Below are 23,951 nucleotides of genomic sequence, written 5' to 3'. Positions count from 1 at the left end.
AAACAGGCATATTCGGTCAATGATTACGGAAGGTGGCATACCACTTTTCTCGAACACCTGTGCGCGAGCGTCGCGGACTTGGATCCAACTGGGAAGATCACGGCCGAGCAGGAAGGATGTCCGACCGAGCGCCAACATTGCTCTGCGTAAACGATGCAGGTGGTCACGAGCGCTCGTTACCTGTCCGTGATGCAATTGCCAGCAACTTCACAGAAAGCCGCTTAGCGGGCTGACCAGGAGAAATCCACGCTACGGATCGGCGCGCTGGCTCTGAGTTACCTCTCGCCTTCTGGCGGACGCCGCACGTTCGGCAACGCTCAGTATTTAGCCTTGCGCGCAGCCCCCGTCCTCCCGTCGCGCGAAACTCGCACGGGTCCGCACGGAGCCTTCGGCATCCGCCCGCCCGCTCCGGGGTGTGGCTGGCGTCAGTCGGCCGTGGGCTGCGCCGCGGCGCGCCTGCGCTGGACGTGGAAGGCGAGGGCGACGGCCACGCCGGCGGCGATGAGGATCGCGGTGACGGCGGGGTTCATGTACTTGGTCAGGCTCGGCGCGTCGCTCGGCCCCAGCTGCCAGAACGCCACCGGGATGGCGTAGGCGGCGACGAGCGCCCCGCTCCCCCAGCGCAGGGCGCGCAAGCGGGCATCACGCAGGGTGGCGATCAGCACGATGGCGATGGGGATGCCGGAGAGCAGGGCGAAGCCGCCGAGGACGAGGACCGGTGCGGTCTAGGCGGCGATGAGGGCGGGCAGGGAAGGGCGGATGGCGGGCTTCATGATCACTTCCGGCCGGAGCGGGCTTCGGCGGCGGACTTGAGGGCGGTCAGCCAGAGGTCGAGGCCGGGGGCGAGGTACTTGATGGAGGTCTGCGGGTCGGCCTCGATCTGGCTGCCGGTCCAGCTCTCCTCGGTACGCACCAGGACCCCGCCCTTGACCTCGGTGAAGTTCCAGACGTGCACGCCCTGGTCGATGCGCAGCCCCTCGCCGACGGCCGGGCCGCTCCAGCGGATGCAGGCGCCCCGCTTGAGGTCCTTGACGGTGGAGGTGATGACCAGGGTGGTGGCGGGGGTCGCGGGTGTGGCGGGCGCCGGCGTGGTCCAGCGGAACTTCGAGCCCTTGCGCAGCGGGCCCCGGTCGAGCCGCTTGGCGCTGGTGACGGGCTCCTGCCAGGACGGCCAGCGTTCGACGTCGGCATGCAGGTTCCAGACGGTGCGCAGCGGGGCCTTGATGAGGATCTGGGTGCGGTGGTGCAGCTTGGCGCGGGGGTCGATGCCCTTGCCGCGGCAGGTCACCGAGCTCGTCCGGTCGAGGGTGACGGCGTCGGCGGCGCCGGCGCCGGCGGCGAGGAGTGCCGCGGCCAGGGGGACGGCGAGGAGGCGGGTCTTCGGCATGAAGTTCTCCCAGAAGTGAGTATCATTTGCGATAGTTAGAAGCTATAACGCCGCAGAAGTGAAGGTCAATAAGAAACGTGAGAAGCTCTAACCAGCGACGAGGAAGGAGCTGGCCGATGACAGACCGCGGTGGGCAGAGCCCGCGCGAGCGCTACCGGGCTCAGGTGCGCGCGGAGATCAAGCGGCACGCGTGGGAGCAGATCGCCACGGCGGGCGTCGCCGCCCTCTCGCTCAACGCGATCGCCAAGCAGGTGGGGATGAGCGGCCCCGCCTTGTACCGGTACTTCGCCAGCCGCGACGAGCTGATCACCGCGCTCATCCGCGACGCCTACCGCAGCCTCGCCGACGAGGTACGGGCGGCGGCCGACTCCGGCGCCGACCTGATCGGACTGGCCCGCACGATCCGCAAGTGGGCGCGCAGCGACCCCCAGCGGTACTTCCTCATCTACGGCACGCCCGTCCCCGGCTACCACGCGCCGGACGACACCGTGCGGATCTCGTTCGAGGTGATGACGGTGCTGCTGGAGGTGTGCGGGGCGGTGCCGGCGAGCGGGCCGGCGACACCGTTCGACACCCATCTGGCCACGCACCGCGACTGGGCCTTCGGGCACCCGGCGCCGGTCACGACGCTGCATCGGGCGCTGTCGTTCTGGACCCGGCTGCACGGCGTGCTGTCACTGGAACTCGCGGGCCACTTCGCCGGCATGAAGATCGACCCCGACCTGCTGATCGCCGACGAGTTGCGAGCCCTGCTGGGACCAGCGGTCACGCGCCCCAGGTGACCGGCAGGCTCTTCACGCCCTGGTGACCGTGCCGAGTGCCAGTGCGAACAGCGACCTGCCATAAGGGGCCGGGCGTTGGCTTTCGTAGTACGGCCACGCCATCGGATCAACCGCGCTGTCCGGCAGGGACCAGGTCAGCACCGCAGCGAGGGCGGCGGTGGCGGCCAGGGCGCCGGCCGCCGTCACGGCGAGAACGGCGGCCGGCCGGCGGCCCCGCGACAGGCTCTGGGTCCAGGCGAGCTTGCAGGGACCAGCTTCGAACTCCCGGGCGATGAGGGGAGCGCCCAGATCAGGCAGATCGCGCCGGCCAGAGATCCCGCCAGTCGGAAGGTGAGCCCGGTCAGGTCCGGCTCCAGCCGCTCGACCGTGGCGGCGGCACCGTACAGCAGACACAGCGGCTTGTCCTGGGCGACGAACGCGACCGCGGCCGTCTCCAGCGGACGGCCGAAGACCTCCGCCCGTCCCGCGGTGGGCGTCGGCAGGCCGGAGACCAGGTTCAGCAGCGTGGACTTGCCTGCCCCGTTCGGCCCGGCCAACGCGGCCCTGGCCCCGGCGGGCACCGCGATGGTGGCCCCGTGATGGTGGCCCCGTGATGGTGGTCTCGCGCAGCGCCCGCCGCTGCCGGTAACGCTTGCCCAGGCCGCTGGTCCGCAGCGCGTTCACTGCTCTTCCCGGCCGGTCAGCTCGCGCATGCGGCGCAACAGCGCTGCGCGGCGGGCATGGGCGCGCAGCACCAGTGCCAGGGCCACCGCGACGAACAGGCCCCCGACCGCCAGGGCGAGCCCCGCCCCGGTGCCACGCTGCACCGCCACGACGGTCACGAGTGCCGTGGTGGCCAGCGAGGCGGCCAGGCCGATCCAGGCGGCGATCACCCGATCAGTGGCGAACAGCGGAACCCGGCGCGTCAGCAACCACCCGCCGTAGCCTGCCCAGGCCAGGCAGAACACGGTGCACAACGCGAACGCCAAATGCGTGCGCCCGGGCAGCGGCCCTGGCTCCGACCACCACAACGTGCCCACGAACACCGCGCCGGCTCCACCGGTCAGCAGTGTCGTCACCGCCCGGATCCGTACTCTCCGCGACAGCACCGGACCCAGGTGCTCGATCATGTCCTGCGCCGACAGGCGCGGTTCGTCCGTCATGGCCGGTATCCCTTCTCCTCCAGGTGTTCACGCAGCAGACGACGGGCGCGGTTGAGCCGGGACTTGACCGTTCCGGCCGGGATCCGGCAGATGTCGGCGCACTCCTCCACCGGCAGGTCCTCCAGGTAGAACAGGACGAGGATCTCCCGCTCCAGCACCGGCAGAGCTGACAGCACGCTCACGAGCGCGGCACGATCCACCATGGCCTCAGCCGGGTCCTCGACGACCGTGTCGCCGAATCCGGACGTTTTCTCCGCCTGGGCGTACTCGCCGCGCAGCCGGTCGGTGACCGACCGCCGGGCGATCGTGAACAGCCACGGCGCGAACCGGCCGGGCTCCCTGAGCCGGGGCAGGCCGCGGACGACGGCCAGCCAGATCTCCTGCGTCACGTCGTCGGCCCGGTCGGCATCCAGCATGCGGCACACATAGATCCACACCGGTGTCCGCCACCGAGCCAGCAGTTCGGCCAGCGCCGCGCGCTCTCCCAGCTGAGCGCGCACCACCAGCAGCTCATCGGTCATCTCGTCCTCCCGTCATCCTGGACAGTCGGGCGAGAGGCCGAGAAGGTTCACCGTTCCCGGATCACTTATGGAGCAAGCTGCGATCCAGGTGCCGAGAGATCGTGGCGCGGCTGACGCCGAGCCGATCAGCAATCTGGGGACTGTGAAAACTGACGGCGCTGGCGCGGGTGTGGGCCGGCGACCACCGGGAGGCGCCCGCCCTGTCCAAGCGCGGCGACGTGTACTTCATACCGACCTCCGCCGCCACCGGCCGGCAGCCCGGCCAGGCCCGGCACGCGACCGCTCCACCGGCAACCTGGCCGCCGGCATCCAGTACACCTGCCACGGCGGCACGAACCAGCGGTTCCTGCGCACCCCGCTGTGAGCGACGCCCATGAACCTTTCATCACGCCCGCGGCATCGCTCCTGGTCGCCGGGGCGGCGCGACGCCCGATCTTGCGGACGCGGCGGGCCGCGTCGTGCAATTCCACCGTGATCGCCCGTCACAACGCCACCCCACACGAGGGAGAACCGGTGCGTCGCAGAATCGTCTCCGCAGCACTCGTCACGGTCGCCGCCCTGACGTCCGTCCTGGCCGTCGGCGCGCCGGCGCACGCCTCGCCCACGCTCCAGATCGTCTACAGCCAGCTCCCCTACGACACCTGCATCGCCTTCGGCCGGGCCGGGCAGGAGACCGGGCGCTGGGGGGTGTGGTGGTGCAGCCAGCACTACCCGCAGACCTACCCGGGCTACGTCACCTATGACATGTGGGCGTACGTGGAGTGACCCCCGGGCTCAGCCGTCGGTGGGCTTGTCGTAGCCCTCGTCCTGCCCGTACACCCGCTCGTCGGGGTCGTCCTCCGGCTGGTTGGCGGGGTCGGTCGGCGAGGGGGTGAACTCCTCGGCGAAGTCCGGCTCCTCGTGGTCCTCCGCCGGGTCGCGCCGATCCGCCAGGGGTGCCGTCTCGTCAGGCTGGGACATGGTGCTCCTCTCGTGCGACCCGCCCGCTACCCGAGGCGGCCGGTCCCATGCCCCGCCGCCGCCCGCCGCCGCGGGTCAGCGGGCGACCGGCCGCAGGGCGTCGCGGCCCAGGTCGGCGATCCGGGGGTAGCCGTCGATGGCCATCGTCAGGTCGGCCTCGGCGAGCAGGCACCGGAGGACGTGTTCGATGCCCGCCTGGCCGCCGACCGCCAGGCCGTAGGCGTAGGGACGGCCGACGGCGACGGCGGAGGCGCCGAGGGCCAGCGCCTTGAGCACGTGCACGCCGCTGCGCACGCCGGAGTCGAAGATCACCGGCACGTGCGCGCCGACGGCGTCGGCCACGCCGGGCAGGCAGTCGAGCGCGGGCAGCCCGCCGTCGGCCTGCCGGCCGCCGTGGTTGGAGCAGTAGATCCCGTCCACCCCGGCGTCGACGGCGCGGCGCGCGTCGTCGGGGTGGCAGACGCCCTTCAGCAGCAGTGGCAGCGAGGTCAGCGAACGCAGCCACGGCAGGTCGTCCCAGGACAGCCGCTGGTTGCCGAACAGCATCGCCCACAGCCCGGCCGCGGCCTGCGGGTCCTCCTCCGGCGGCGCGGCCAGCCGGGCCCGGAAGACCGGGTCGGTGAAGTAGTTGGCCAGGCACAGGCCGCGCAGCTGCGGGAAGCTGGCGATCGCCAGGTCCCGTGGCCGCCAGCCGAGCGTCAGCGTGTCGAGCGTGACCACGATGGCTGAGAAGCCCGCCTTCTCGGCCCGGCGCACGAAGCTCTCGGTCAGCTCGCGGTCGTTCGGCGGGTAGAGCTGGAACCAGCCGGGGGTGGCGCCGAGCTGGGCGGCGACGTCCTCCATCGGGTCCTGGGTGAGGGTGGAGGCGATCATCGGCACCCCGGTGGCGGCGGCCGCGCGGGCCGTCGCCAGGTCGCCGTGGCCGTCCTCGGCGCAGATGCCGATGACCCCGACCGGGGCCAGCAGGAGCGGCGTGGGCAGCCGGGCGCCGAACAGCTCGACCGACAGGTCGCGCTCGGCCGCGCCGGCGAGCATCCGCGGGACCAGCCCCCACCGGTCGAACGCCGCGACGTTGCCCCGCTGGGTGCCCTCCGACCCGGCGCCGCCCTCGACGTAGCTCCACACCTGCTCGGACATCACCCGCTCGGCGCGGCGGGCGAGCTCGGCGTACGTCATCGGCAGCTCCGGGCGCGTGCCGGACAGCCCGTCCAGGTAGATCCCGAACTGGAAGTCACCGTGGTTCGGCACGTTCGCTCCTTCTTCCCGGCTTTCCCGCTGCCCGGACGGATGTTACCGCCGCGGCGGGAACGCATCCCCGAGGCGCACGTCCGTCAGGCCGCCGACCGCCCAGCTGCGGGAGCGGAGCGTGCCGCGGTGCCGGTAGGCGCCAATGATCCGCACGTGCTCGGGCAACCGCACGAACGCGCGCAGGTCGTCCTCGCTCCGCCACACCGACAGCGACCCGGCCCGGCGGCCCCGCAGGTCGGCCCAGAGCCACATGCCGACCGCGCCCGGCAGGGCCGGCCACAGGCGGCTCAGCGCCAGCCCGTGGCGGGCGATGCCGGGCAGGTCGAGGAGCCGGTGCGCCCGGTAGTCGGTCAGCGCGGCGACCAGCGGGCCGGGCGCGTCCGCGTCCGGGCCGGGGAACCAGCGGGACCTCAGCACGGCAGCGGCGCGCGGAGCAGCGGCCCGGCGGCGGCCCGCAGCTCGGCGCTGAACGGCTCGGGACGCAGCGTGGCCGGGTCCAGGTTGACGTTGACGCGGTAGCCGTCGGCGTGCACCACGGCCCGGTCGGCGGACAGGACCCGGAAGCCGTAGACGCCGCTGGTGCGGCCCATCCGCTCCATCCAGAAGTGCACCACCGGCGCGCCCGCCTCCGTGATGGGCGCGTGGTAGGTGACCTTGAACTCGCGGACGGCCAGCAGCACGTCCTTGAACGCCGACCGGCCCGGGTCGGCCGACCAGCCGAGCCGCTGCCAGTAGGCGCCGATCGCCCGCTCCACCAGCAAGGCGTAGCGGGAGTTGTGCAGCAGGCCCATGGCGTCGAGGTCGTCGAAGTGCACCTGGACCGGCTCGTACACGCCGTCTTCCGTCATGGTCAGTCCTCCGGGAGCAGCGTGGGGTCGGGGCAGAGGGCGCGCAGGCGCTGCAGGACCGCGCGGCGGGCGTGCCCGAGGGAGTCCGCGCCGTCGTGCAGGCGGGAGTGGATGATCACCATCTCGCCGAGCGCGTCGATCTCGTACGCGAGCTGCGCCGGGTCGGTCTCCGGGGCCAGCTCGCCCAGGGTGACCGCCTCGCGCACCTGCCGCTGGATGAACGCCTGCCACTCGGTCATGGCACGGGCGACGCGGTCGTGCACGGGCCCGGGGCGGTCGTCGAACTCGGCCTGCACGGTGAAGAAGAAGCAGCCGCCGGGCAGGACGCCGCCGGCGTAGAACCGCAGCCGCGCCTCGTGCAGCGCGAACAGCCGCCGCACCCCCGCCGGGGCCTCCAGGGCGGGCGCCACCACATGCTCGCGCCACTGGCGGGCCGCCCAGTCGACGGCGTCGAGCTGCAACTGCTCCTTGCCTGCCCAGTGGGCGAAGAACCCGGACTTGCTGATGCCGGTCGCGCTCGCCAGCCGCCCCAGGGAGAGCCCGTCGAGCCCGTCGACCGAGGCCAGGCCGACCGCCTGCTCCAGTATCGCCTCGCGGCTGCGCATGCCGCGCAGCCGCCGGCCGTCGTTCGTCATGCCGGCAATCTATCTGAACGACCGGTCGTTTTTCAATTCGAGGGCCAGGGCGCCGAGGCGGCGGGGCGCGGGTAAGTTTCACGGACGCGGCGCGCGGATCGACCGTTCGCAGAGCGCCGGCGACCGTTCGCCGCACTCCTGCCCGTCCGCGGCCGTGAGCGCGGTCCGGCACCTTAACGTCCCCATCGCCGCGATCCGGTGCGAACCGGGCCGGGCGGCAGGCGTTCCCCTTCGTTCGTCCCGATCGGCAAAGGAGTGGACAGGTGCACGTCTTACGGTGGTGGAGAACCCGCGGCGCGGCTCTCGTCGTGGCCGCTCTCGTCGCGGCGGGCCTGGTCGCGCCGGCGGCGCCTGCGGCGGCGGGCGGCGGCGGCCCCGCCCACGCCTGCTCCGGCTACGTGGGGCTGACCTTCGACGACGGGCCCACCCCCGGCAACACCCCCGCCCTGCTGGCCGCCCTCAGGACCGCCGGGCTGCGGGCCACCATGTTCAACGTCGGCCAGAACGTGGCGGCGAACCCGGACCTGACCAGACAGCAGGTCGCGGCCGGCATGTGGATCGGCGACCACACCTGGGACCACCCCCACATGACCCAGCTCACCGCCGAACAGCAGGACGCGCAGATCTCCCGCACCCAGGACGTCCTCGCGCGGGTCACCGGGGCCGCCCCCCGCCTCTTCCGCCCGCCCTACCTGGAGACCGACGACGGGCTGCGCGCGGTGGAGCTCCGGCACGGCCTCACCGAGATCAACGCCGACGTGGACTCCCAGGACTGGAACAACGCCACCGCCGACCAGATCGCGGCCAAGGCCAGGGAGCTGCGGCCCGGCGACGTGATCCTCATGCACGACTGGCCCGCGAACACCGTCCAGGCCATCCCGCGGATCGCCGCCGACCTGCGCGGGCGCGGCCTGTGCGCCGGACGGATCTCGCCGGTCACCGGCCGGGCGGTCGCCCCCGGCGACACGCCGGCCCGCGCCCGCACCGCCGGCCGGGTCGAGGACCTGGGCGACAGCGTGCGCTACACCTGGCCGGGCATCACGTTCGAGGGCCGCTTCCAGGGCACCGGGGTCGGGATCGAGCTGAACGACGCCGCCAACGACTACGACGTCCAGATCGACGGCGGCGCCCCCGTCACGCTGCGGACCCCCGGCAGGACCACGCACTGGGTGACCGGCCTCGGCGGCGGCGTGCACACCGTGCGCCTCGTCAAGCGGACCGAGAGCCCGTGGACGCCCGGCGAGTTCGGCGGGTTCGTCGCCGCGCCCGGTGGCCGCGTCCTCGCCCCGCCCGCCGCCCGCGCCCGGCAGATCGAGTTCATCGGCGACTCCTGGACCGCCGGCTACGGCAACATGTCGACCAGCCGCGACTGCTCCGCGACCGGCGGGATCAACCCCAACTCCGACGCCGACCAGACCTTCGGCGCCCGCACCGCCCGCGCGCTCAACGCCGACCACCAGCTCACGGCCTGGTCCGGGATGGGCATGGTGCGCAACTACAACGGCAGCAGCCCCGGCACCGACTTCCGCACGTACTACGACCGCACCCTCCAGGCGGCCGGCACCGCGGCCTGGCAGCCACCGCGAACCTGGCGGCCGCAGGTCGTCGTGGTCGGCCTCGGCATCAACGACTTCTCCACCCCGCTCAACCCCGGCGAGCCGTGGGCCGGCACCGCGGCGCTCGCCGCCGACTTCCGGGCCGCCTACCTGGGCTTCCTGGCCAAGCTCCGCCTCCGGTACGGCCCCGGGACGTTCCTCGTGCTGACCTACCCGACGATGTCCGGCACCCCGCTGGCGGACTCCGTCCAGCAGGTCGTCCGGGAGCGCAACAGCCAGGGCGACACCCGCGTGTCGGCGCTCCACTACGACAACGACGCCCTCGGGCTCGACCTGCTCGGCTGCGACTGGCACCCGTCGCTGCACGACCACCGGCTCCTGGCGAACGCGCTCGGCCGTCACCTCAGGACGCTGCCCATCCGGTGGTGACGGCACCGTCCGGCGCCGTCCCCCGCCGCTACGAGGTCCGCGTGAGGGCCGCCAGCCGCGCCTCGTCCCAGGTGACGTCCGGGTCGGGTTCGAGGTAGGCGACCGCGAGGGCGGCGGCGGCCAGGCCGAGCAGGGACCAGTCGGCGGCGGCGCTCGCCGCGGTGGGGTTGGCGGGCACGCGCCGGTCGAGCAGGCCGGGGTCGGACAGCGTCATGAGCACCAGGCCGCGCATCGCCGCGCAGGCCAGCGTCGCGATCACGGGGAAGCCGGTGCCGGGCCGCGGCCGGTAGCCGAGCGCCGTCGCCACCGCCTCCCAGCCGCGCGCCACGCGCTCCACGAACCGCTGCTCGGAGCGGGCCAGCGCGGCCTGCACGTCGGCGCGCAGGTCCCCTTCCGGCAGGCTCAGGAACGTGGCCTGCAGCGCCAGGTAGGTGCGCCACTCGGGCGAGCCGTGCACCGCCTCGAAGTCGCTGACCGCGGTCGCCCGCAGCAGCTCGGTGACCAGGTCGTGGCGGCCCTCCGGGGTGGCCAGGTCGCCGGCGTGGGCGGCGAGGACGGCGTCCAGCACCTCACGGGTGGTCTCCAGGGCCGGCGCGGCGGCGGGCGCGGCGCCGCCGGCCAGCTCGCGCAGCAGGTCGCCGAAGAACAGGTCCTTGTACGGCCAGCGGCGGTAGACGGCGGCCCTGGACACGCCGGCGTCGCGGATGACGTCCTCGAAGCCGAGGTGGTCGAGCCCCACGGTCAGGCCGTCGCGGTGGACCATCGCCAGGGCGGTGTCGAGCATCCGGCGCGCCGTCTCCTCGTCGGTGAGCCGGGGGCGGCGCCGGGCGGGGCCGCCGGGCCTCGACGGGCCGTCGCCGGGAGAGTAGCTTGGGGTCATGAGACATGATATCTCATGTACCGTCCAGCGCGTCTGGGTCTTCGTCCTGCTGGTGTTCGTGTTCACCGTCCCGTTCGCGGTGGCGGGGTTCGTGGCCGAGGCGGAGCTCGTGCCGGGCGTGCCGCTGACGGGGCTCGCCGTGGTCTGCCCGGCCCTGGCCGCGTTCGTCCTCGCCTTCCGCACCGACGGGGCGGCGGGGGTGCGGGCGCTGGCGCGGCGGGCCTTCGACGCCGGGCGGGTGCGCCGGAAGGCGTGGTTCGTGCCGGCGCTGCTGCTGTACCCGGCCGTGGTGGTCGTGTCCTACGCGCTGCTGCGCCTGTCCGGGGCCACACTCCCGGACGCCCGCGTCTCCGTGACCTCGACCGCGCTGCTGGCCGCCGGGTTCCTCGCGGGCGCGCTGCTGGAGGAGCTGGGCTGGTCCGGCTACGCCACCGAGCCCCTGCGGGCCCGGTACGGCGTGGCGTGGGCGGGCCTGATCCTGGGGGCGGTCTGGGCGGTCTGGCACTGGACGGCGTTGCTCCAGGTGGGCCGCCCGCTGTCGTGGATCGCCTGGTGGTCGCTGGGCACCGTCGCGAGCCGCGTCGTCATGGTGTGGCTGTTCGGGCACATGGGCGGCAGCGTGTTCGCCATGGCGCTGTTCCACATGACGTCCAACCTGGCGTGGCAGTTGTTCCCGGTGGCCGGGTCGCACTTCCCCGTGGCGCTGGTGTCGGCGCTGACGGCGGGCGTGGCCGTGCTCGTCCTCGTCGTGGACCGGCGCACCCCTGTGGCGGCGCCCCCTGGTGGCTGAACGCCTGCGGGAAGCCGCCCAGGAACGCGCCCGCGCCGGCTCCTCCCCCGTCAGCTCGGGCTCGGCGTGGGCGGCTCGGCCCCCCGGGAGAGCGGCAGCACGGGGACGCGGAGCGTGGTCGTGCCGGTGGTCAGGCGGAAGGTGACGTCGATGGGCGTGGCCCCGAGCGGCCGGACGATGTCGACCAGCTCCAGGTGCGGGCGGTTCTGCCCCTGCTGCATCGACAGCGTCGCGCCGGCCGGGATCGGCACGGCGACCGCCTGCCGCTGCGCGGAGGGGGTCGCGCGGTAGACGACCCGGGCGGCGTGCGCGGTGCTGACCCCTTCGAGCCGCTGCGCCTGATCGCTGTCGTTGACCAGCGTCAGGTAGAGGCCGAGGTCGTCGCCGGCCTTCTGCTCGTCCATGGGCGGGGCCAGGATCTGCACGTGCAGCAGCCGCACCGGACCGGCATGCCCGTCGACCAGGCCCTCCCGGTTGCGGGTGGACCGGGGAACGGGCGACTGCCGTTCACCGGGGTTGCAGGCGGAGACCGTCGCCAGCAGGCAGCCGGCCAGGAGGAGCCGGAGCAGGGCGCCGGCCGTCCAGGATGATGTCCTCATATCGCGCTTCCCGTGTGCCGCGCGGGGTATTCAGGTCAGCCGTGGTGAGAGCCGCGGCCCGCGCGGGATGGACCCGTGCGCCGCGAACGGGCTGTCCCGGGGCGCTGGATCAGCGCCCCGCCGTTCGCTGCGCCACCTCGCGCGGGTGTGGCCGCATGCACGGTGTACCCACTTACGCCGCGCTCACCTGCGGCGTCAGGCGTAGCGGCGGAGCCAGTCGGCGCACAGCTCCGTCCAGCGGCTGACCTGCGGGTCGTGCTCGCCCAGGCCGAAGCCGTGGCCGCCGCGCGGCAGGACGTGCAGCTCGACCGGCACGCCCAGGCGGGCCAGCGTCTCGGTCAGCAGCAGCGAGTGGCGGACGGGGACGACGCGGTCGTCGGCGGCGTGCACGGCCAGCACGGGCGGGGTGTCCGCGGTGGCGATCAGCTCGATCGACACCGCCTCGCACTGCTCCGGGGCCGGGTCGGGGCCGAGCAGCGGGTCGTGCGAGAGCGCGCGCGGCTCGGTGGCCCGGAACGTGACCCAGGACAGGGCGGCGTAGACCAGGACCGCGAAGTCCGGCCGGGCGTCGGCGGGGGTCCGCGGAGCGGTGGCGACGTGGGCGGCGAGATGCCCGCCCGCGGAGAAGCCCAGCACGCCGACGCGCCGCGGGTCGATGCCGTGCCGGCCGGCGGTGGCGCGCAGGTGCCGCAGCGCGGCGCGGGCCGTGTCGAGCGGGACCGGGTGGAGGTCGTCCGGGCCCACCGGGTAGCGCAGCACGAAGGAGGCGTAGCCGAGGGAGTTGAGCCATTTGGCGACGGGCTCGCCCTCGTGCGCGGCCAGGTGGGTGTAGCCGCCGCCGGGCAGGACGACGACGCAGGGGGACGGACCGGGGGCGGGGCAGGGGTACGCCGTCAGGAGCGCCGCGACGTCGAGGTCCATGAGCCGGATCGTAGCGCCGGCCGGCGGGTCCGGCACCTGGACGAGCGTCGTGACGCGGCGGGCGAGCTCCTCCGGAGGCGGCCACGTCCCGCCCGGCCCGGCGGCGGGAGGTGCGCGGCCGCTGAACCTGCCGCACAATGATCGTGTGACGGAGGTCAACCTGGCCGGGCCCATGCCGGCGACCGCGCGCGCCGTTCGCATGATCCTGACCGTCGACGTGGCCTTCGGTCTCGTGCTGCTCGCCGTCGCGGCCGGCGGCGCGGCCGCGACGTTCGAGCCCGCGTTCCTGGTCGAAGCGGCCGCCCGCTGGTTCGACCGCTGAACCGTCGCCCGCGGGGCGTTCAGTCGAGGAGTTCGACGTAGCCGTCGGTGCCGTGGACGCGGATCCGCTGCCCGTCGCGGATCAGGCGGGTGGCCTGCTGCACGCCCACGACGGCCGGCAGGCCGTACTCGCGCGCGATCACCGCGCCGTGCGTCATCAGGCCGCCCACCTCGGTGACCAGCCCGGCGACGGTGACGAACAGCGGGGTCCAGCTCGGGTCGGTGTACGGGGTGACCAGGATGTCGCCCGCCGCCAGATCGGCCTGCGCCATGTCCGTGACGACCCGGGCCCGGCCCTCGACGGTGCCGGCCGAGACGGCGAGCCCGGCCAGGGCGCCGGGCGGGAAGTCGTCCCGGCGGTACTGGCCGTTGAGCGCCTCGCCGTCGGAGGTGAGGACGCGGGGCGGGGTGAGCGCCTCGTACGAGCGGAACGCCTCCCGCCGCTCCCGGACGAGCGCGGCGTCCGCCCGGCCGGTGCGCACGACCTCCTCCAGCTCCTCGAAGCGGAGGAAGAACAGGTCGTCCCGCCGGCTCAGGACGCCGGCGCCGACGAGCCGGTCGGCCTCGCGCAGCAACGCCTGCTTGTAGACCAGGTAGCGGCTGACCATGCCGTACTTGGGGTACTCCCGGTAGCCTGCGAAGGTGCGGACGCGGTCGATCATCCGCTTGGTCTCCTCGGCCTTGCGCTCGCCGCCGGGCAGGGCGCGCAGGCGGGTCAGCACGTCCTGCTCCTTGTGGCGGGCCGCCTGGAGCCCCTGTTCGAAGTGCCGTTTGCCGGCGCCCGGCTCGAAGTTCCTGACATTGGTCAGCAGGGTGGGCATGAGCGTGGCGGGCTGCTCGCTCCAGCGGGTCCTGGTGATGTCGATCTCGCCGGTGCAGCGCATGCCGTAGGTGCCGAGGAAGGCGCGGATCGCGTCGCGCGCCTCCGCCCCGCCGGGCAGCGCGGCGAGCTCGTCGAGGAAGCCGTCGCCCTCCCGGCCCTCGTCCGCGACCCGCTGCAGGTGCGCCACGACCTCCGGGTGCGGCCGGACCACGTCCGCGACGTCGAGGAGCGCGAGGCCCATCTCGGAGGTGACGTTGTGCGGGACGGACTGCGTCAGCACGTCGGCGACGTTCTTCTCGCCCAGCCACTCCTCGATGTGGTCGTTGAGCCACCAGGCGGCCTCCATGCCCGCCATGATCATCGGCAGGGTCCGCGGGTCGAACAGGACGCGCCGCAGCTCGCCGATGTCGGCCCTGATGAAGTCCAGCAGCTCCGGCCCGGACAGCCCCTCGATGTCGCGCCTGAGCGCGGCCAAGGACTCCTGGCCCCGCCTGATCAGCTCGGTGACGACGGCCGGGTCGGTCTCGATCTCGGCGGCCTGGCCGGTGGCGGGCACCCCGGCCGGGGCCTCGTCGGGACGCGGGCGGACGAAGTCGCCGCGGTCGACGACGGTCTGGAGCGCGTCCCTGATCAGCGGGTCGGACTTGCCCAGGGTGCCGATGAGGGTGGCGCGGCCCGCGGCCGTCGCCAGGGCGGGGGCCACGTCGACGAACAGCCGCCCGCCGGCCTCGTACATCGGCCGCGGGGTCGTGAGCTGCCACACCGACAGCCCGAGCGGCTTCATGGCGTCGGTCATCATCTGCTGGTGCCCGACGGAGACGTAGACGTGGTTCTCCTGGTCGCCGGCCTCGGGGACGGGGAACAGGGTGGTGATGGGCCGGCTCTGGACGAGGTGGAACTCGTCGCCGACCAGGCACCACTCGATGTCCTGGGGGCGGCCGAAGTGCGCCTCGACGCGGCGGCCCAGCCGTACCAGGCGCACCGCCTGCTCGTCCGTCAGCGCGGGCTGCTCCTGCCGGCCGGGCTCGACCGGCGCGTCCTCGGTGCCGCCGTCCGGCGAGGCCTGGACCAGCCGCGGCTTGGCGGCGACCGACCGGGAGACGACCCGGTCGTCGCGGACCGTGTAGACGTCGCCGGTCATCAGGCCGGAGACCAGCGCCTCGCCGAGCCCCCAGCCGGCCTCGACGGTGGCGACCTTGCGGTTGGAGGACACCGGGTCGGCGGTGAACAGGATCCCGGCCGCGTCCGGGAACACCATCCGCTGGACGACCACGGCCATCAGCACCCTGCGGTGGTCGATGCCGTTGCGGATGCGGTAGGTGACCGCCCGCTCGGTGAACAGCGAGGCCCAGCACCGCCGGACGTGCCGCAGCACCTCCGGCAGCCCCGCGATGTTGAGGTAGGAGTCCTGCTGGCCGGCGAAGGACGCGGTCGGCAGGTCCTCGGCCGTCGCGCTGGAGCGCACCGCGTACGGCTCCCCCTCGCCGCGCGCGGCGAGCGCCTCGCCGATCTCGGCCGCCACCTCGCCGGGGACCGCGACGTCCTCGATGACGCGGCGGAGCTCTTCGCTGAGGGTGCGGATCGCCTCGTGGTCGTCCGGCTCCACCCGGGCCAGCCGGTCGAGCCGGGCGTCGATCGACGGAGCCGCCGCGACGGCCCGCCGGAAGGCGTCGGTCGTGACGCAGAACCCGTCCGGCACCCGGACCCCGTCGATACGGGCGAGCTCACCCAGGTTGACGCCCTTGCCGCCGACGGCCGCGACGTTCGTGGAATCGATCTGCTCGAAACCGATCACATAGCCCAATTTCCTGCTCCATTGCTCGTCGGCCTGGTTCGCAACGGGCAAGTATGGAGCAATTTTTTGCGCCTCATGAGGCCGGCGGATCTGCTATACAGTGAAAGTGGAGGGGAGGCGCGAAAGCCCCCTCCAGCTCCGGCCGCCGAGGGTGAAGGTGCGGCCGCGCATCCCCCTCGCCACGGCCGATGGCCCAGTTCGTCGATGGCCGTCCTGACCTTGTCCCTCATGGCCGGGCTGACGCCGTAGAGCGTGGTCCGATTCCACCGGCCCCTCGCGTCACCTCCGTGGCCGCCGCGGCCGATCGCGCGATCCGGGCTGAATCGTTCTCACCTGACTGTTCAAGCGCGTAGTACGCTGTTCACGTGAACAGTCCTGATCCCGAGGATCTGACCGCCCGCGCGCGGATCCGCGACGCCGCCCTGCGGCAGTTCGGCGAGCACGGCTTCGAGAAGGCGACGACCCGGGCGATCGCCGAGAGCGCCGGCGTCTCGCAAGGGCTGCTGCGCCACCACTTCGGCTCCAAGCAGAAGCTGCGCGAGGCGTGCGACGAGCACCTGGTCAAGCTGCTGACCGGCATCAACGAGCAGGTCCTCGCCGCCCCCTCCCCCGGCGGCGTCAACCACGTCGCGGCCGCCATGGCGGCCCTCGGCCCCTACCAGGGCTACCTGGCGCGGGCCCTGACGGAGGGCCGGGCCGAGGCGGTGTTCGACGCCATGGCGGGCATGAGCGAGCAGTGGCTCGCCGAGCTGGACGAGCGCCGCGCCGACGTCCCCTTCGCCGGACGGAGGGCCAGGGCGGCGGTGGGCACGGCGATGGCGCTGGCGGTGGGGATCCTCCAGCGGCACGTGTCCCGGCGGCTCGGCGTCGAGGTGGCCAGCCCCGAAGGCGCCCACCTGCTCGCCCTGGCCCTGCTCGACCTCTACTCCCACCCCTGGCTCAGCCCGGAGGAGGCCGCCGCCCACCGCGACGCCCTGGACGCCGGCCGCGGCGCCTCCCCCGCCGACCGAGGAGCATCCTCATGAACGACGCGATAGCGGCCGCCGGCCTGACCAAGACGTTCGGCGGCACCCGCGCCCTGGACGGCCTCGACCTCGCCGTCGGCACCGGCGAAGTGCACGGCTTCCTCGGGCCCAACGGCGCGGGCAAGAGCACCACGATCCGGATCCTGCTCGGGCTGCTGCGCGCCGACGCGGGCGAGGTGCGGCTGCTCGGCGGCGACCCGTGGGCCGACGCCACGCGCCTGCACCGGCGGCTGGCGTACGTGCCCGGCGACGTCACGCTGTGGCCCCACCTGTCCGGCGGCGAGGTGATCGACCTGCTCGGCCGGCTGCGCGGCGGGCTCGACGAGCGGCGCCGCGCCGACCTGCTGGAGCGCTTCGACCTCGACCCGCGCAAGAAGTGCCGCGCCTACTCCAAGGGCAACCGGCAGAAGGTGGCGCTGGTCGCCGCGCTGGCCTCCGAGGCCGAGCTGCTCATCCTGGACGAGCCCACCACCGGCCTCGACCCGCTGATGGAGGAGGTCTTCCGCGAGACGTTACGCGAGGAGCGGCGCCTGGGCAGGCGCACCGTGCTGCTGTCCAGCCACGTCCTGGCCGAGGTCGAGGCGCTGTGCGACCGCGTCACCATCATCAGGGACGGCCGCGCGGTCGAGACCGGCACCCTCGCCGGCCTGCGCCACCTCACCCGCACCTCCATCCAGGCCGACCTGGCCGCGCCGCCGGAGGGGCTGGCCGGCCTGCCGGGCGTGCACGACCTGCGGACCGAGGGCGAGCGCGTGTGGCTCGACGTCGACGCCGGCGCCCTGGACGCCGTGCTGCTGCACCTCACCGACGCCGGGGTCCGCGCCCTGGTCAGCCGCCCACCCACTCTGGAGGAGCTGTTCCTGCGGCACTACGAGCGGGACGCCGCGCGGCACGCGGGGGCGGCGCGATGACCGGCCTAGCCGGGCTGGCCCGCCTGGCGGCGCGCCGGGAGCGGGCCGTCGCCCCGTGGTGGGTCCTGCTGATCGTCGCCCTGGGCCTGGCCATGGTCGGCTACATCAACCGGAACATGGGCACCTACGAGCTGAAGCTCGCCTATCTCGGCATCATCCGCGACAACGCGTTCCTGCAGGGGCTCGGCGGGCGGGAGGTCGAGCCGCGGCTGGAGGTGCTGGCCACCTGGCGCAGCGGCGGGTTCCTGTACGTGGCGAGCGCGTTCGCGGCCGTCCTCGCCGTGGTCCGGCACACCCGCGCGGAGGAGGACGCCGGGCGCGCCGAGCTGGTGCGCTCGGCCGTGGTGGGCCGGCACGCCCAGCTCGCCGCCGCCGTGCTGGCCGCGGCCGGGACCGGGGTGGCCGGCGGGCTGGCCGTGGCGCTCGCGCTGATCGGGGCCGGGCTCGAACCGGGCGGGTCGCTCGCCTACGGGGCCGCCGTGGCGGCGGCCGGCTGGGTGTTCACCGGCGTCGCGGCCGTGGCCGCCCAGCTCGCGCGGCACGCCCGCACCGCCACCGCGATCGGCCTGTCGGTGCTCGGCGTCTCCTACGTGATGCGCTACGCCGGCGACGCGACCGGGCAGGGGTGGCTGGTCGCCCTCTCGCCGCTCGGCTGGAGCGAGCTGGTCCGCCCCTACCAGGACGAGCGGTGGTGGATGCTCGGCGTGCTGGTCGCGGCCGGGGCCGCCCTGCTGGGGCTCGCCCGGCGCCTGCTCGCCCGCCGCGACCTCGGCGCGGGGCTGCTGCCCGAACGCCTCGGCCGGGCGCGGGCGCCGGAGCTGCGCGGGCCGGTCAGCCTGGCCTGGCGGCTGCACCGGGGGCTGCTGGTGAAGTGGGCGGCCGGGGTCGCGTCCTTCGCGGCGGCGGCGGCCGCGCTGAGCCCTCTGGCGCGGGACCTGCTGGCGCGGCCGAGCGTCGTGGCGGACAACATCAGGAACACCCTCGGCGTGCCGCCCGAGGGGACGCTCGCCGCCTACTCCTGGTACCTGGTCCTGATCCTCGCCTACGCGGTCGCGCTCTACCCGGTGCTCATGGTGCTGCGGCTGCGCGCCGAGGAGACGTCGGGCCGCGCCGAAGCCGTCCAGGCCACGACCGTGACGCGGCTGCGGTGGGCGGCCGGGCACCTGCTCGTGACCGGGCTCGGCACGGCCGCGCTGCTGGCCGTGGCCGGGCTCGTGTTCGGCGCGCTGTACGCGGCGCTGGTGGGCGGCCTCGCCGACGTGCCGCGCTTCCTCGGCGGGGCGCTGGCCGCGGTGCCGGCCGTGTGGTGCGTGGGGGCGGTGTGCGTGCTCGGCTACGGGCTGCTGCCGCGGGCGAGCGCGGCCCTCTCCTGGGCGGTGTGGGTGCTCACCGCCGCGCTCGGGCAGGTCGCCGGTCCCCTGTACGGGCTGTGGGGCGGCAGCCCGCTGGAGCCGCTGCACTACGTGCCGAACGCCTTCGGCCCGGCGCCCCTGGCCGCGGGGCCGCTCCTGGCGTTGCTCGCCGTCACGGCGGCCCTGCTCGGCGGCGGCCTGCTCGCCCTCCGCCGCCGCGACTTCGGCTGACGGCCCGCGCCCCAAGGACGGCGCTCACGGGCGGGGCGCACAGGCGGCGCTCACGGGCGGCGCTGACAGGCGGCGCTCACAGGCGGCTCACGGCGGCGCTCATGGGCGGGGCCGGGCGGAGCAAGGGCTGAGCTCGCCAGGGCCTCGGGCTGGCGGAGGGCAGGGCCGGCGACGTGGGCGGCGCCGTCGGGGCCGGCCATGAGCATGGGCTGGCGGACCCAGAACACCTCGCGGGCCGCGGCCTCGGCCGCCGGGCAGGGCTCCGCGCGGGCGCCCGCCCGGGCCGGCGCGGGCATCGTGCCGAGCGGCGGGTAGCCGCCGTCGAGGGGCACGCCCTCCGCCGCCATGGCCGCCAGCAGGAACGCCCGGTCCACGGGCACGTGGAGGCGCAGCATGAGCAGGTGCCGCGAGTCGCGCGTGGTGCCGGGCGGCGGCGGGACCACCGTCACCGGCGCGCCGCCGTCCCGGCCGGACGACGGGAGCGCCGCCAGCTCGCGGCCGGCGGCGGCGGCGAAGGCGTTCCTGCGGTCGATCTCGTCGTCGAGCCGGTCCAGCCAGGGCAGCAGCAGGGCGGCCTGGATCTCGGTCAGGCGCAGGTTCCAGCCGACCCGCGGGTGGCCGTACCAGGCGCCGCCGGGCGCGCGGCCGACGTTGCAGGCCGACCAGACGGCCTCGTACACCTCGCTGGACCGGCAGACGACCAGGCCGCCCTCCCCCGCCGTCATCGCCTTGCTGGACTGGAAGCTGTAGACCCCGGCGTCGCCCAGCCCGCCGACGGGCCGGCCCCGGTAGGCGGCGCCGTGCGCCTGGGCGGCGTCCTCGACGACGGCGAGGCCGTGCCGGGCCGCGACCGCGTCGAGCGGGTCCATGTCGGCGGGGCTGCCCGCCAGGTGCACCGGCACGATCGCGGCGGTGCGGGGCGTGAGCGCGGCCTCCACGGCGGGCGCGGACAGGTGGAGGTCGGCGGCGTCGACGTCCGCGATCACCGGGGTCGCGCCGGCCAGCAGCACCGCCGTGGCGGTGGCGACGAACGTGTACGCCGGCACGATCACCTCGTCGCCGGGCCCGACGCCGAGCCCGCGCAGCGCCGCGAACAGGCCGAGCGTGGCGTTGCCGACGGTGACGCCGTGCGCGACGCCGGAGCGGCGGGCGAGCGCGGCGGCCAGGTCCGCGCAGACCCGGCCGTCCTGCGTGGCGCCCCACTGGCCGCTGTCGAGCACGGCGGTGACGAGCGCGCGCTGGGCGGCGTCCAGCGGGGGCGGCCACGACGGCCAGGGATCGGCGCGGACGGGGGCGCCGCCGTGGAGGGCGAGCGTCACGGCAGGTGTCCTTCCGGCAGGACGCCGGCCGCGCGCAGCACGCGGGCCAGGTTGCCGCCCAGCACGAGGGCGCGGTCGGCGTCGGTGAGCGGGGCGAGCGCGACCCGGCCGAAGCCGATCCGCAGGTCGAGGAAGCAGGCGTCGGAGCCGTAGACGACGCGGTCGGCGCCGATCGCGGCGGCCAGCCGGGCGACCCAGCGGCCGGTCATCCTGGAGCCGCAGATCTCCAGGTGCACGTTCGGGTGGTCGCGGACGAGGGCGGCGGCGCGGGCGAAGCCGTGCGGCCAGAGCCCGGCGTGCCCGAGCAGCAGCGGGACCTGCGGGTGCCGGCGGGCCACGGTGACGAACCGCTCGGGGTCGCTCCACGGCGAGTCCGTCTGGCCGTGGGCGAGCACCGGCAGGCCCAGCTCCCAGACGGGGTCGTAGCGGGGGTCGTCGAGGGCGCACCGGTGCACGTCCGGGTGGAGCTTGACGCCCCAGACGCCGCTTGCGGCAAGCGGGTTGCGCTGGTGCGGGTTGTACACCTGCCACACCCCGAACCTGCCGGGGTGGCGCTCGGCGGCGGCGAACGCGAGCCGGTTGCCCTCCTCGGCGCCGGCGCCGACGGCGACCAGGTGGCTGATGCCGACGGCGTCGACGCCGAGCCGGTCCATGAGGGCGACCATGCCCTCGGCCGACTGGTCGGGGATGAGGAAGTCGGGCCAGGGGCCGAGGTGGCCGTGCGCGTCGAGGATCACAGCAGGCCGCCTCCGGACGCGATCAGGGCGATGTCGGCCTCCGGCAGGTCGAGGTGGTCGAGCAGGAAGCGGGGGCCGCAGTCGTCCATGACGGGCGCGCCGGTGCCGAACACCAGCCGTTCGGCGCCGAAGCGGCGGGCCAGCCACTCGACGCCGCGCTGGGTGTTGACGGTGCCGATCTCCAGCCACAGGTTCGGGAGGGCGGCCATCAGCTCGGCGATCGCGCGCAGCCGCCGGTAGCCGGGGTTGAGCAGCAGGACGCGCTGGCCGGGCAGCTCCCGCGCGAGGGCGAGGAGCTGCGCGGGCGTGGTCTCGTCGAGGTCGAGGGCCGCCGGGACGCCGAGCGCCGCCAGCGCCCGCAGGGCCGACGGCCCGGTCAGGTCGAAGCGGTGCCGGGCCGGGCAGAGCCGCACCATCGGCACGTCCCGGCCCGCCTCGCACCCGAACGGCCCCGCCCCGGTCGGCCCTGCCCCGGACCACCCGGCCCCGGTCGGCCCTGCCCCGGACCACCGGGGTCCGGGCGGGTCGGGCAGCAGCACCGGGACCGGGACGAGCCGGGGGTCGTCGAGGGCGAGCAGCGCCTCGTTGCCGGCGCGGGCGTCGGAGTGGAGGCTGAGGCTGTGGGTGACGTAGGCGCGGCCGATGCCCAGCCGCGCCATGTCCGGCCGCGGGTCCTCCGGCAGGTCGTCGAAGGGGATCGGGCCGATGAGCCGGTGCGCGTCCACGACGGGGTACGGCATCAGGACTGCGGCGGGGTGACGGTGAGCGGCGGGCAGCGCGGGTCGAGGTCGATCCTGGCGAGGTTCCGGCCGCTGAGCGTCCACGCCTTCCAGGAGCCGGGCTCGAAGTGGAGCTGCGGGTTGGTGTACCACTCGTCGCCGAGGCCGGTGGCGAGCTGGGTGGCGTGGTCGCTCAGCTCGTAGGCGTTGCCGCCGCCGAAGAACGTGGCGGCGAACACCCGGCCGCGGTGCGTGGTCAGCTCGCCGTACCCGGACAGGGTGCCCTGGTACTTGACGGTCCTGGTGGCGAGATCGAGGGCGATCCAGGCGCCGGAGTTGCGCTTGTACACGCCGTAGAGCAGCCCGTCGTGCACCTTGACGTCCTGGAAGGTGCGGTGGCCGGCGACCGGGTCCACCTGCCACAGCACGGTGCGGGTGCGCAGGTCGAAGGCCGCGACGGAGGCCGAGGCGTGCACCGGCGGGGTGCCGCCGCCGCCGAGCACGTCGCCGCCGAGGTAGACGATGCCCGCGCGGGCGTCCAGCGACAGGCTCATGAGGCTCTGGCCGGGGATGACGCCCTTGTGGACGTCGATGCGGCCGGTGTCGGGGTCCACGATCGACAGGGCGCCCTCCAGCTCGGCGCCGAGCGGCGCGGAGGCGACGAGCAGCTTGTCGCGCACCGGGTCGTACTCGAGGTCCCAGGGGCGCTGCTGGCCGTGCCCGAGATAGCCGAGGCTGCGGACCTCGTCGGTGCGGAGGTCGATGGAGATGATGTTGCCGCTGGGGTAGATCGCGGCGTAGATCTTGTCGCCGCGGCGCACCAGGTCCTTCGGCTCGCCGGGGACGCGGAAGCGGCGCTGCTCGCCGGTGCGCAGGTCGCGCACGTCCATGAAGAAGTGGCCGCCGACGTAGACGGCGCGGCCGGGCACCAGCAGCATGCTCTGCGGGCGTTCCGGGCCGGCCGGCAGGCCGGCCTCGATCAGGTCGGTGAACTGGGAGCGCCCGGTGGTGAGGTCGAGCGACCACATGCCGCCGCTGCCGGAGAAGCCGACGAGGGTGTGCTCGCCGGTGAGGGCGAGCCGCCGGGTCTCGTCGTCCTGGGACGGCGGGTCGGCGATCCTGGTGGGCGCGCTGTCGCCGGTGCGGTAGCGGTGCACGGCGCCGTCGGGGCGGGAGGTGCCGTAGACGGTGCCGTCGGGGGCCACGGTGAGCGCGTCGAAGCTGCCCGCGCCGAGGGGCACGTCGCGGCGGTCGGTGCCGTCCTTGCGCACGTCGATGAGGGTCTGACCGCTCACCGCCAGGACGCGGTCGCCGTGCTCGGCGACCACGCCGATGCCGGCCGGGCCCTGGGCCAGCTCGGTGACGGCGCCGGTGGCGCGGTCGATCGCGACGAGCTTGCCCTTGTCGAGCAGGCCGGCGTAGACGTGGCCGGCGTCGGCGGCGACCGCCCTGACGTAGCGCTCGCCGGTGGCCAGCACGCCGAAGTCGCGCACCGCGCCGGTGGCGGGGACGTACTCCTTGACCCGGCCGTCGGGGTAGGTGCCCGCGTAGAGGGTGCCGTCGGGGGCGGCGGTCAGCGTCCAGACGAAGCCGCCGTTCTTGCCGAAGGAGGCCAGGCGCTCCACCTCGCCGGTGGCCGGGTCGAAGCGGTAGAGGTCGGGGACGGGATAGGTGCCGACGTAGACCTTGCCGCCCGACACGGCCGTGGCCCAGCCGCCTTCGGGCTCGCCGGCGGCCGGGCCGTCGGGCAGGCGGACGCTCCTGACGACCTTGCGGGTGCCGAGGTCGATCTCGGCCAGCACGGGCGGCTTCTGGCCGCGGGTGACGACGTAGGCCTTGCCGTCATGGACGGCGGCGCCCACGATGGCGCCGGTCATCGACGCCGGTCCGAACGTCTCCACCCGCGGCGCGGCGCACGAGGACGCCGTCGGCGGGCCGCCGGCCTGGGCCGGGAGCGCCGGCAGGAGCAGGCCGGCGGCCAGGGCCGCGAGGACTGCGAGGGTTTTACGCGGCACGGCCG

At 74.5% G+C, this 23,951-nt stretch carries 27 protein-coding genes; 8 read left to right on the top strand and 19 right to left on the bottom strand.

Annotated features, from left to right (window positions below; translation table 11 throughout):
* Window positions 1-425: 425 nt before the first annotated feature.
* Window positions 426-665: a hypothetical protein gene (locus tag MF672_RS32970; protein WP_242378623.1), complete on the bottom strand. Its 240-nt coding sequence runs from the start codon at window positions 663-665 to the stop codon at window positions 426-428.
* Between the two features lie 110 nt (window positions 666-775).
* Window positions 776-1,387: an SRPBCC family protein gene (locus MF672_RS32965; protein WP_242378622.1), complete on the bottom strand. Its 612-nt coding sequence runs from the start codon at window positions 1,385-1,387 to the stop codon at window positions 776-778.
* 116 nt (window positions 1,388-1,503) lie between these two features.
* On the opposite strand from MF672_RS32965, the gene MF672_RS32960 reads away from it, so the two are divergent.
* Window positions 1,504-2,169, top strand: coding sequence for a TetR/AcrR family transcriptional regulator (locus MF672_RS32960; protein WP_242378621.1), 666 nt, complete (start codon window positions 1,504-1,506; stop codon window positions 2,167-2,169).
* Window positions 2,170-2,181: 12 nt separating this feature from the next.
* Here the strand turns inward: MF672_RS32960 and MF672_RS52530 are convergent, their stop codons facing one another.
* The 4 genes from MF672_RS52530 to MF672_RS32945 all read right to left on the bottom strand — a co-directional run bounded on the left by MF672_RS52530 (window position 2,182) and on the right by MF672_RS32945 (window position 3,832).
* Window positions 2,182-2,457: an ABC-2 membrane transporter-related protein gene (locus MF672_RS52530; protein ID WP_507161384.1), complete on the bottom strand. Its 276-nt coding sequence runs from the start codon at window positions 2,455-2,457 to the stop codon at window positions 2,182-2,184.
* On the bottom strand, window positions 2,352-2,729 hold the full coding sequence (locus MF672_RS32955) for an ATP-binding cassette domain-containing protein (RefSeq protein ID WP_247815529.1): 378 nt from the start codon (window positions 2,727-2,729) through the stop codon (window positions 2,352-2,354). The genes MF672_RS52530 and MF672_RS32955 overlap by 106 nt, the downstream gene beginning before the upstream one ends.
* 99 nt (window positions 2,730-2,828) lie before the next feature.
* Window positions 2,829-3,311, bottom strand: coding sequence for a hypothetical protein (locus tag MF672_RS32950; protein WP_242378620.1), 483 nt, complete (start codon window positions 3,309-3,311; stop codon window positions 2,829-2,831).
* Window positions 3,308-3,832 carry an RNA polymerase sigma factor gene (locus MF672_RS32945; protein ID WP_242378619.1) on the bottom strand — a complete coding sequence of 175 codons (525 nt, stop codon included), beginning with the start codon at window positions 3,830-3,832 and terminating at the stop codon, window positions 3,308-3,310. Before MF672_RS32945 ends, MF672_RS32950 begins: the two co-directional genes overlap by 4 nt.
* A 513-nt stretch (window positions 3,833-4,345) precedes the next feature.
* Between MF672_RS32945 and MF672_RS32940 the strand changes: the two genes are divergently transcribed.
* Window positions 4,346-4,597: a hypothetical protein gene (locus MF672_RS32940; RefSeq protein ID WP_242378618.1), complete on the top strand. Its 252-nt coding sequence runs from the start codon at window positions 4,346-4,348 to the stop codon at window positions 4,595-4,597.
* Window positions 4,598-4,606: 9 nt separating this feature from the next.
* Here the strand turns inward: MF672_RS32940 and MF672_RS32935 are convergent, their stop codons facing one another.
* From MF672_RS32935 to MF672_RS32915, 5 genes are all read right to left on the bottom strand, one after another.
* On the bottom strand, window positions 4,607-4,792 hold the full coding sequence (locus MF672_RS32935; protein WP_242378617.1) for a hypothetical protein: 186 nt from the start codon (window positions 4,790-4,792) through the stop codon (window positions 4,607-4,609).
* 75 nt (window positions 4,793-4,867) lie between these two features.
* Window positions 4,868-6,040, bottom strand: coding sequence for an alpha-hydroxy-acid oxidizing protein (locus MF672_RS32930; RefSeq protein WP_242378616.1), 1,173 nt, complete (start codon window positions 6,038-6,040; stop codon window positions 4,868-4,870).
* A gap of 42 nt (window positions 6,041-6,082) precedes the next feature.
* Window positions 6,083-6,457 carry an antibiotic biosynthesis monooxygenase family protein gene (locus tag MF672_RS32925; protein WP_242378615.1) on the bottom strand — a complete coding sequence of 125 codons (375 nt, stop codon included), beginning with the start codon at window positions 6,455-6,457 and terminating at the stop codon, window positions 6,083-6,085.
* Window positions 6,451-6,888, bottom strand: coding sequence for an acyl-CoA thioesterase (locus tag MF672_RS32920; RefSeq protein WP_242378614.1), 438 nt, complete (start codon window positions 6,886-6,888; stop codon window positions 6,451-6,453). The genes MF672_RS32925 and MF672_RS32920 overlap by 7 nt, the downstream gene beginning before the upstream one ends.
* A gap of 2 nt (window positions 6,889-6,890) precedes the next feature.
* The gene (locus MF672_RS32915; RefSeq protein ID WP_242378613.1) at window positions 6,891-7,523 is read right to left on the bottom strand and encodes a TetR/AcrR family transcriptional regulator; all 633 of its coding nucleotides are present in this window, start codon (window positions 7,521-7,523) and stop codon (window positions 6,891-6,893) included.
* Window positions 7,524-7,786: 263 nt separating this feature from the next.
* Between MF672_RS32915 and MF672_RS32910 the strand changes: the two genes are divergently transcribed.
* Complete coding sequence (locus MF672_RS32910; RefSeq protein ID WP_242378612.1) at window positions 7,787-9,508, top strand: polysaccharide deacetylase family protein; 1,722 nt, start codon at window positions 7,787-7,789, stop codon at window positions 9,506-9,508.
* A gap of 28 nt (window positions 9,509-9,536) precedes the next feature.
* Here the strand turns inward: MF672_RS32910 and MF672_RS32905 are convergent, their stop codons facing one another.
* Window positions 9,537-10,388, bottom strand: coding sequence for a TetR/AcrR family transcriptional regulator (locus MF672_RS32905; protein ID WP_242378610.1), 852 nt, complete (start codon window positions 10,386-10,388; stop codon window positions 9,537-9,539).
* Here MF672_RS32905 and MF672_RS32900 point away from each other — a divergent pair.
* Entirely contained in the window at window positions 10,387-11,178 is a 792-nt protein-coding gene (locus MF672_RS32900) for a CPBP family intramembrane glutamic endopeptidase (RefSeq protein WP_242378609.1), read from the top strand. The two genes, MF672_RS32905 and MF672_RS32900, sit on opposite strands and share 2 nt — an antisense overlap.
* A gap of 50 nt (window positions 11,179-11,228) precedes the next feature.
* Here MF672_RS32900 and MF672_RS32895 read toward each other — a convergent pair whose 3' ends face one another.
* Both MF672_RS32895 and MF672_RS32890 read right to left on the bottom strand, forming a co-directional pair.
* A complete protein-coding gene (locus MF672_RS32895) occupies window positions 11,229-11,777 on the bottom strand; it encodes a copper chaperone PCu(A)C (protein WP_242378608.1) in 549 nt (182 codons plus the stop codon).
* A gap of 195 nt (window positions 11,778-11,972) precedes the next feature.
* Complete coding sequence (locus tag MF672_RS32890) at window positions 11,973-12,698, bottom strand: alpha/beta hydrolase (protein WP_242378607.1); 726 nt, start codon at window positions 12,696-12,698, stop codon at window positions 11,973-11,975.
* On the opposite strand from MF672_RS32890, the gene MF672_RS32885 reads away from it, so the two are divergent.
* A complete protein-coding gene (locus MF672_RS32885) occupies window positions 12,697-13,020 on the top strand; it encodes a hypothetical protein (RefSeq protein WP_242378606.1) in 324 nt (107 codons plus the stop codon). The genes MF672_RS32890 and MF672_RS32885 overlap by 2 nt on opposite strands.
* Before the next feature lie 19 nt (window positions 13,021-13,039).
* Here the strand turns inward: MF672_RS32885 and rph are convergent, their stop codons facing one another.
* Window positions 13,040-15,637 (bottom strand): rifamycin-inactivating phosphotransferase, encoded by a 2,598-nt coding sequence (rph, locus tag MF672_RS32880; protein WP_242378604.1) that lies wholly within the window; start codon window positions 15,635-15,637, stop codon window positions 13,040-13,042.
* A gap of 365 nt (window positions 15,638-16,002) precedes the next feature.
* On the opposite strand from rph, the gene MF672_RS32875 reads away from it, so the two are divergent.
* The 3 genes from MF672_RS32875 to MF672_RS32865 are packed head-to-tail and all read left to right on the top strand — an operon-like array spanning window position 16,003 to window position 19,156.
* Window positions 16,003-16,662, top strand: coding sequence for a TetR/AcrR family transcriptional regulator (locus tag MF672_RS32875; RefSeq protein WP_242378602.1), 660 nt, complete (start codon window positions 16,003-16,005; stop codon window positions 16,660-16,662).
* A complete protein-coding gene (locus tag MF672_RS32870) occupies window positions 16,659-17,573 on the top strand; it encodes an ABC transporter ATP-binding protein (protein ID WP_242378600.1) in 915 nt (304 codons plus the stop codon). The genes MF672_RS32875 and MF672_RS32870 overlap by 4 nt, the downstream gene beginning before the upstream one ends.
* Window positions 17,570-19,156: an ABC transporter permease gene (locus tag MF672_RS32865; RefSeq protein WP_242378598.1), complete on the top strand. Its 1,587-nt coding sequence runs from the start codon at window positions 17,570-17,572 to the stop codon at window positions 19,154-19,156. Before MF672_RS32870 ends, MF672_RS32865 begins: the two co-directional genes overlap by 4 nt.
* Window positions 19,157-19,206: 50 nt before the next feature.
* Here MF672_RS32865 and MF672_RS32860 read toward each other — a convergent pair whose 3' ends face one another.
* Genes MF672_RS32860 through MF672_RS32845 form a run of 4 tightly spaced genes read right to left on the bottom strand, consistent with a single transcriptional unit; the run spans window position 19,207 to window position 23,946 of the window.
* Entirely contained in the window at window positions 19,207-20,475 is a 1,269-nt protein-coding gene (locus tag MF672_RS32860; RefSeq protein ID WP_247815528.1) for a DegT/DnrJ/EryC1/StrS family aminotransferase, read from the bottom strand.
* Window positions 20,472-21,212 carry an amidohydrolase family protein gene (locus MF672_RS32855; protein WP_242378596.1) on the bottom strand — a complete coding sequence of 247 codons (741 nt, stop codon included), beginning with the start codon at window positions 21,210-21,212 and terminating at the stop codon, window positions 20,472-20,474. The genes MF672_RS32860 and MF672_RS32855 overlap by 4 nt, the downstream gene beginning before the upstream one ends.
* The gene (locus MF672_RS32850; RefSeq protein ID WP_242378595.1) at window positions 21,209-21,952 is read right to left on the bottom strand and encodes an amidohydrolase family protein; all 744 of its coding nucleotides are present in this window, start codon (window positions 21,950-21,952) and stop codon (window positions 21,209-21,211) included. The genes MF672_RS32855 and MF672_RS32850 overlap by 4 nt, the downstream gene beginning before the upstream one ends.
* On the bottom strand, window positions 21,952-23,946 hold the full coding sequence (locus MF672_RS32845) for a PQQ-binding-like beta-propeller repeat protein (RefSeq protein ID WP_242378594.1): 1,995 nt from the start codon (window positions 23,944-23,946) through the stop codon (window positions 21,952-21,954). Before MF672_RS32845 ends, MF672_RS32850 begins: the two co-directional genes overlap by 1 nt.
* Window positions 23,947-23,951: the final 5 nt, after the last annotated feature.

The organism is Actinomadura luzonensis (assembly GCF_022664455.2).
Taxonomy (GTDB): Bacteria; Actinomycetota; Actinomycetes; order Streptosporangiales; family Streptosporangiaceae; genus Nonomuraea; species Nonomuraea luzonensis.
This window is presented reverse-complemented; position numbering and strand designations above follow the sequence as displayed.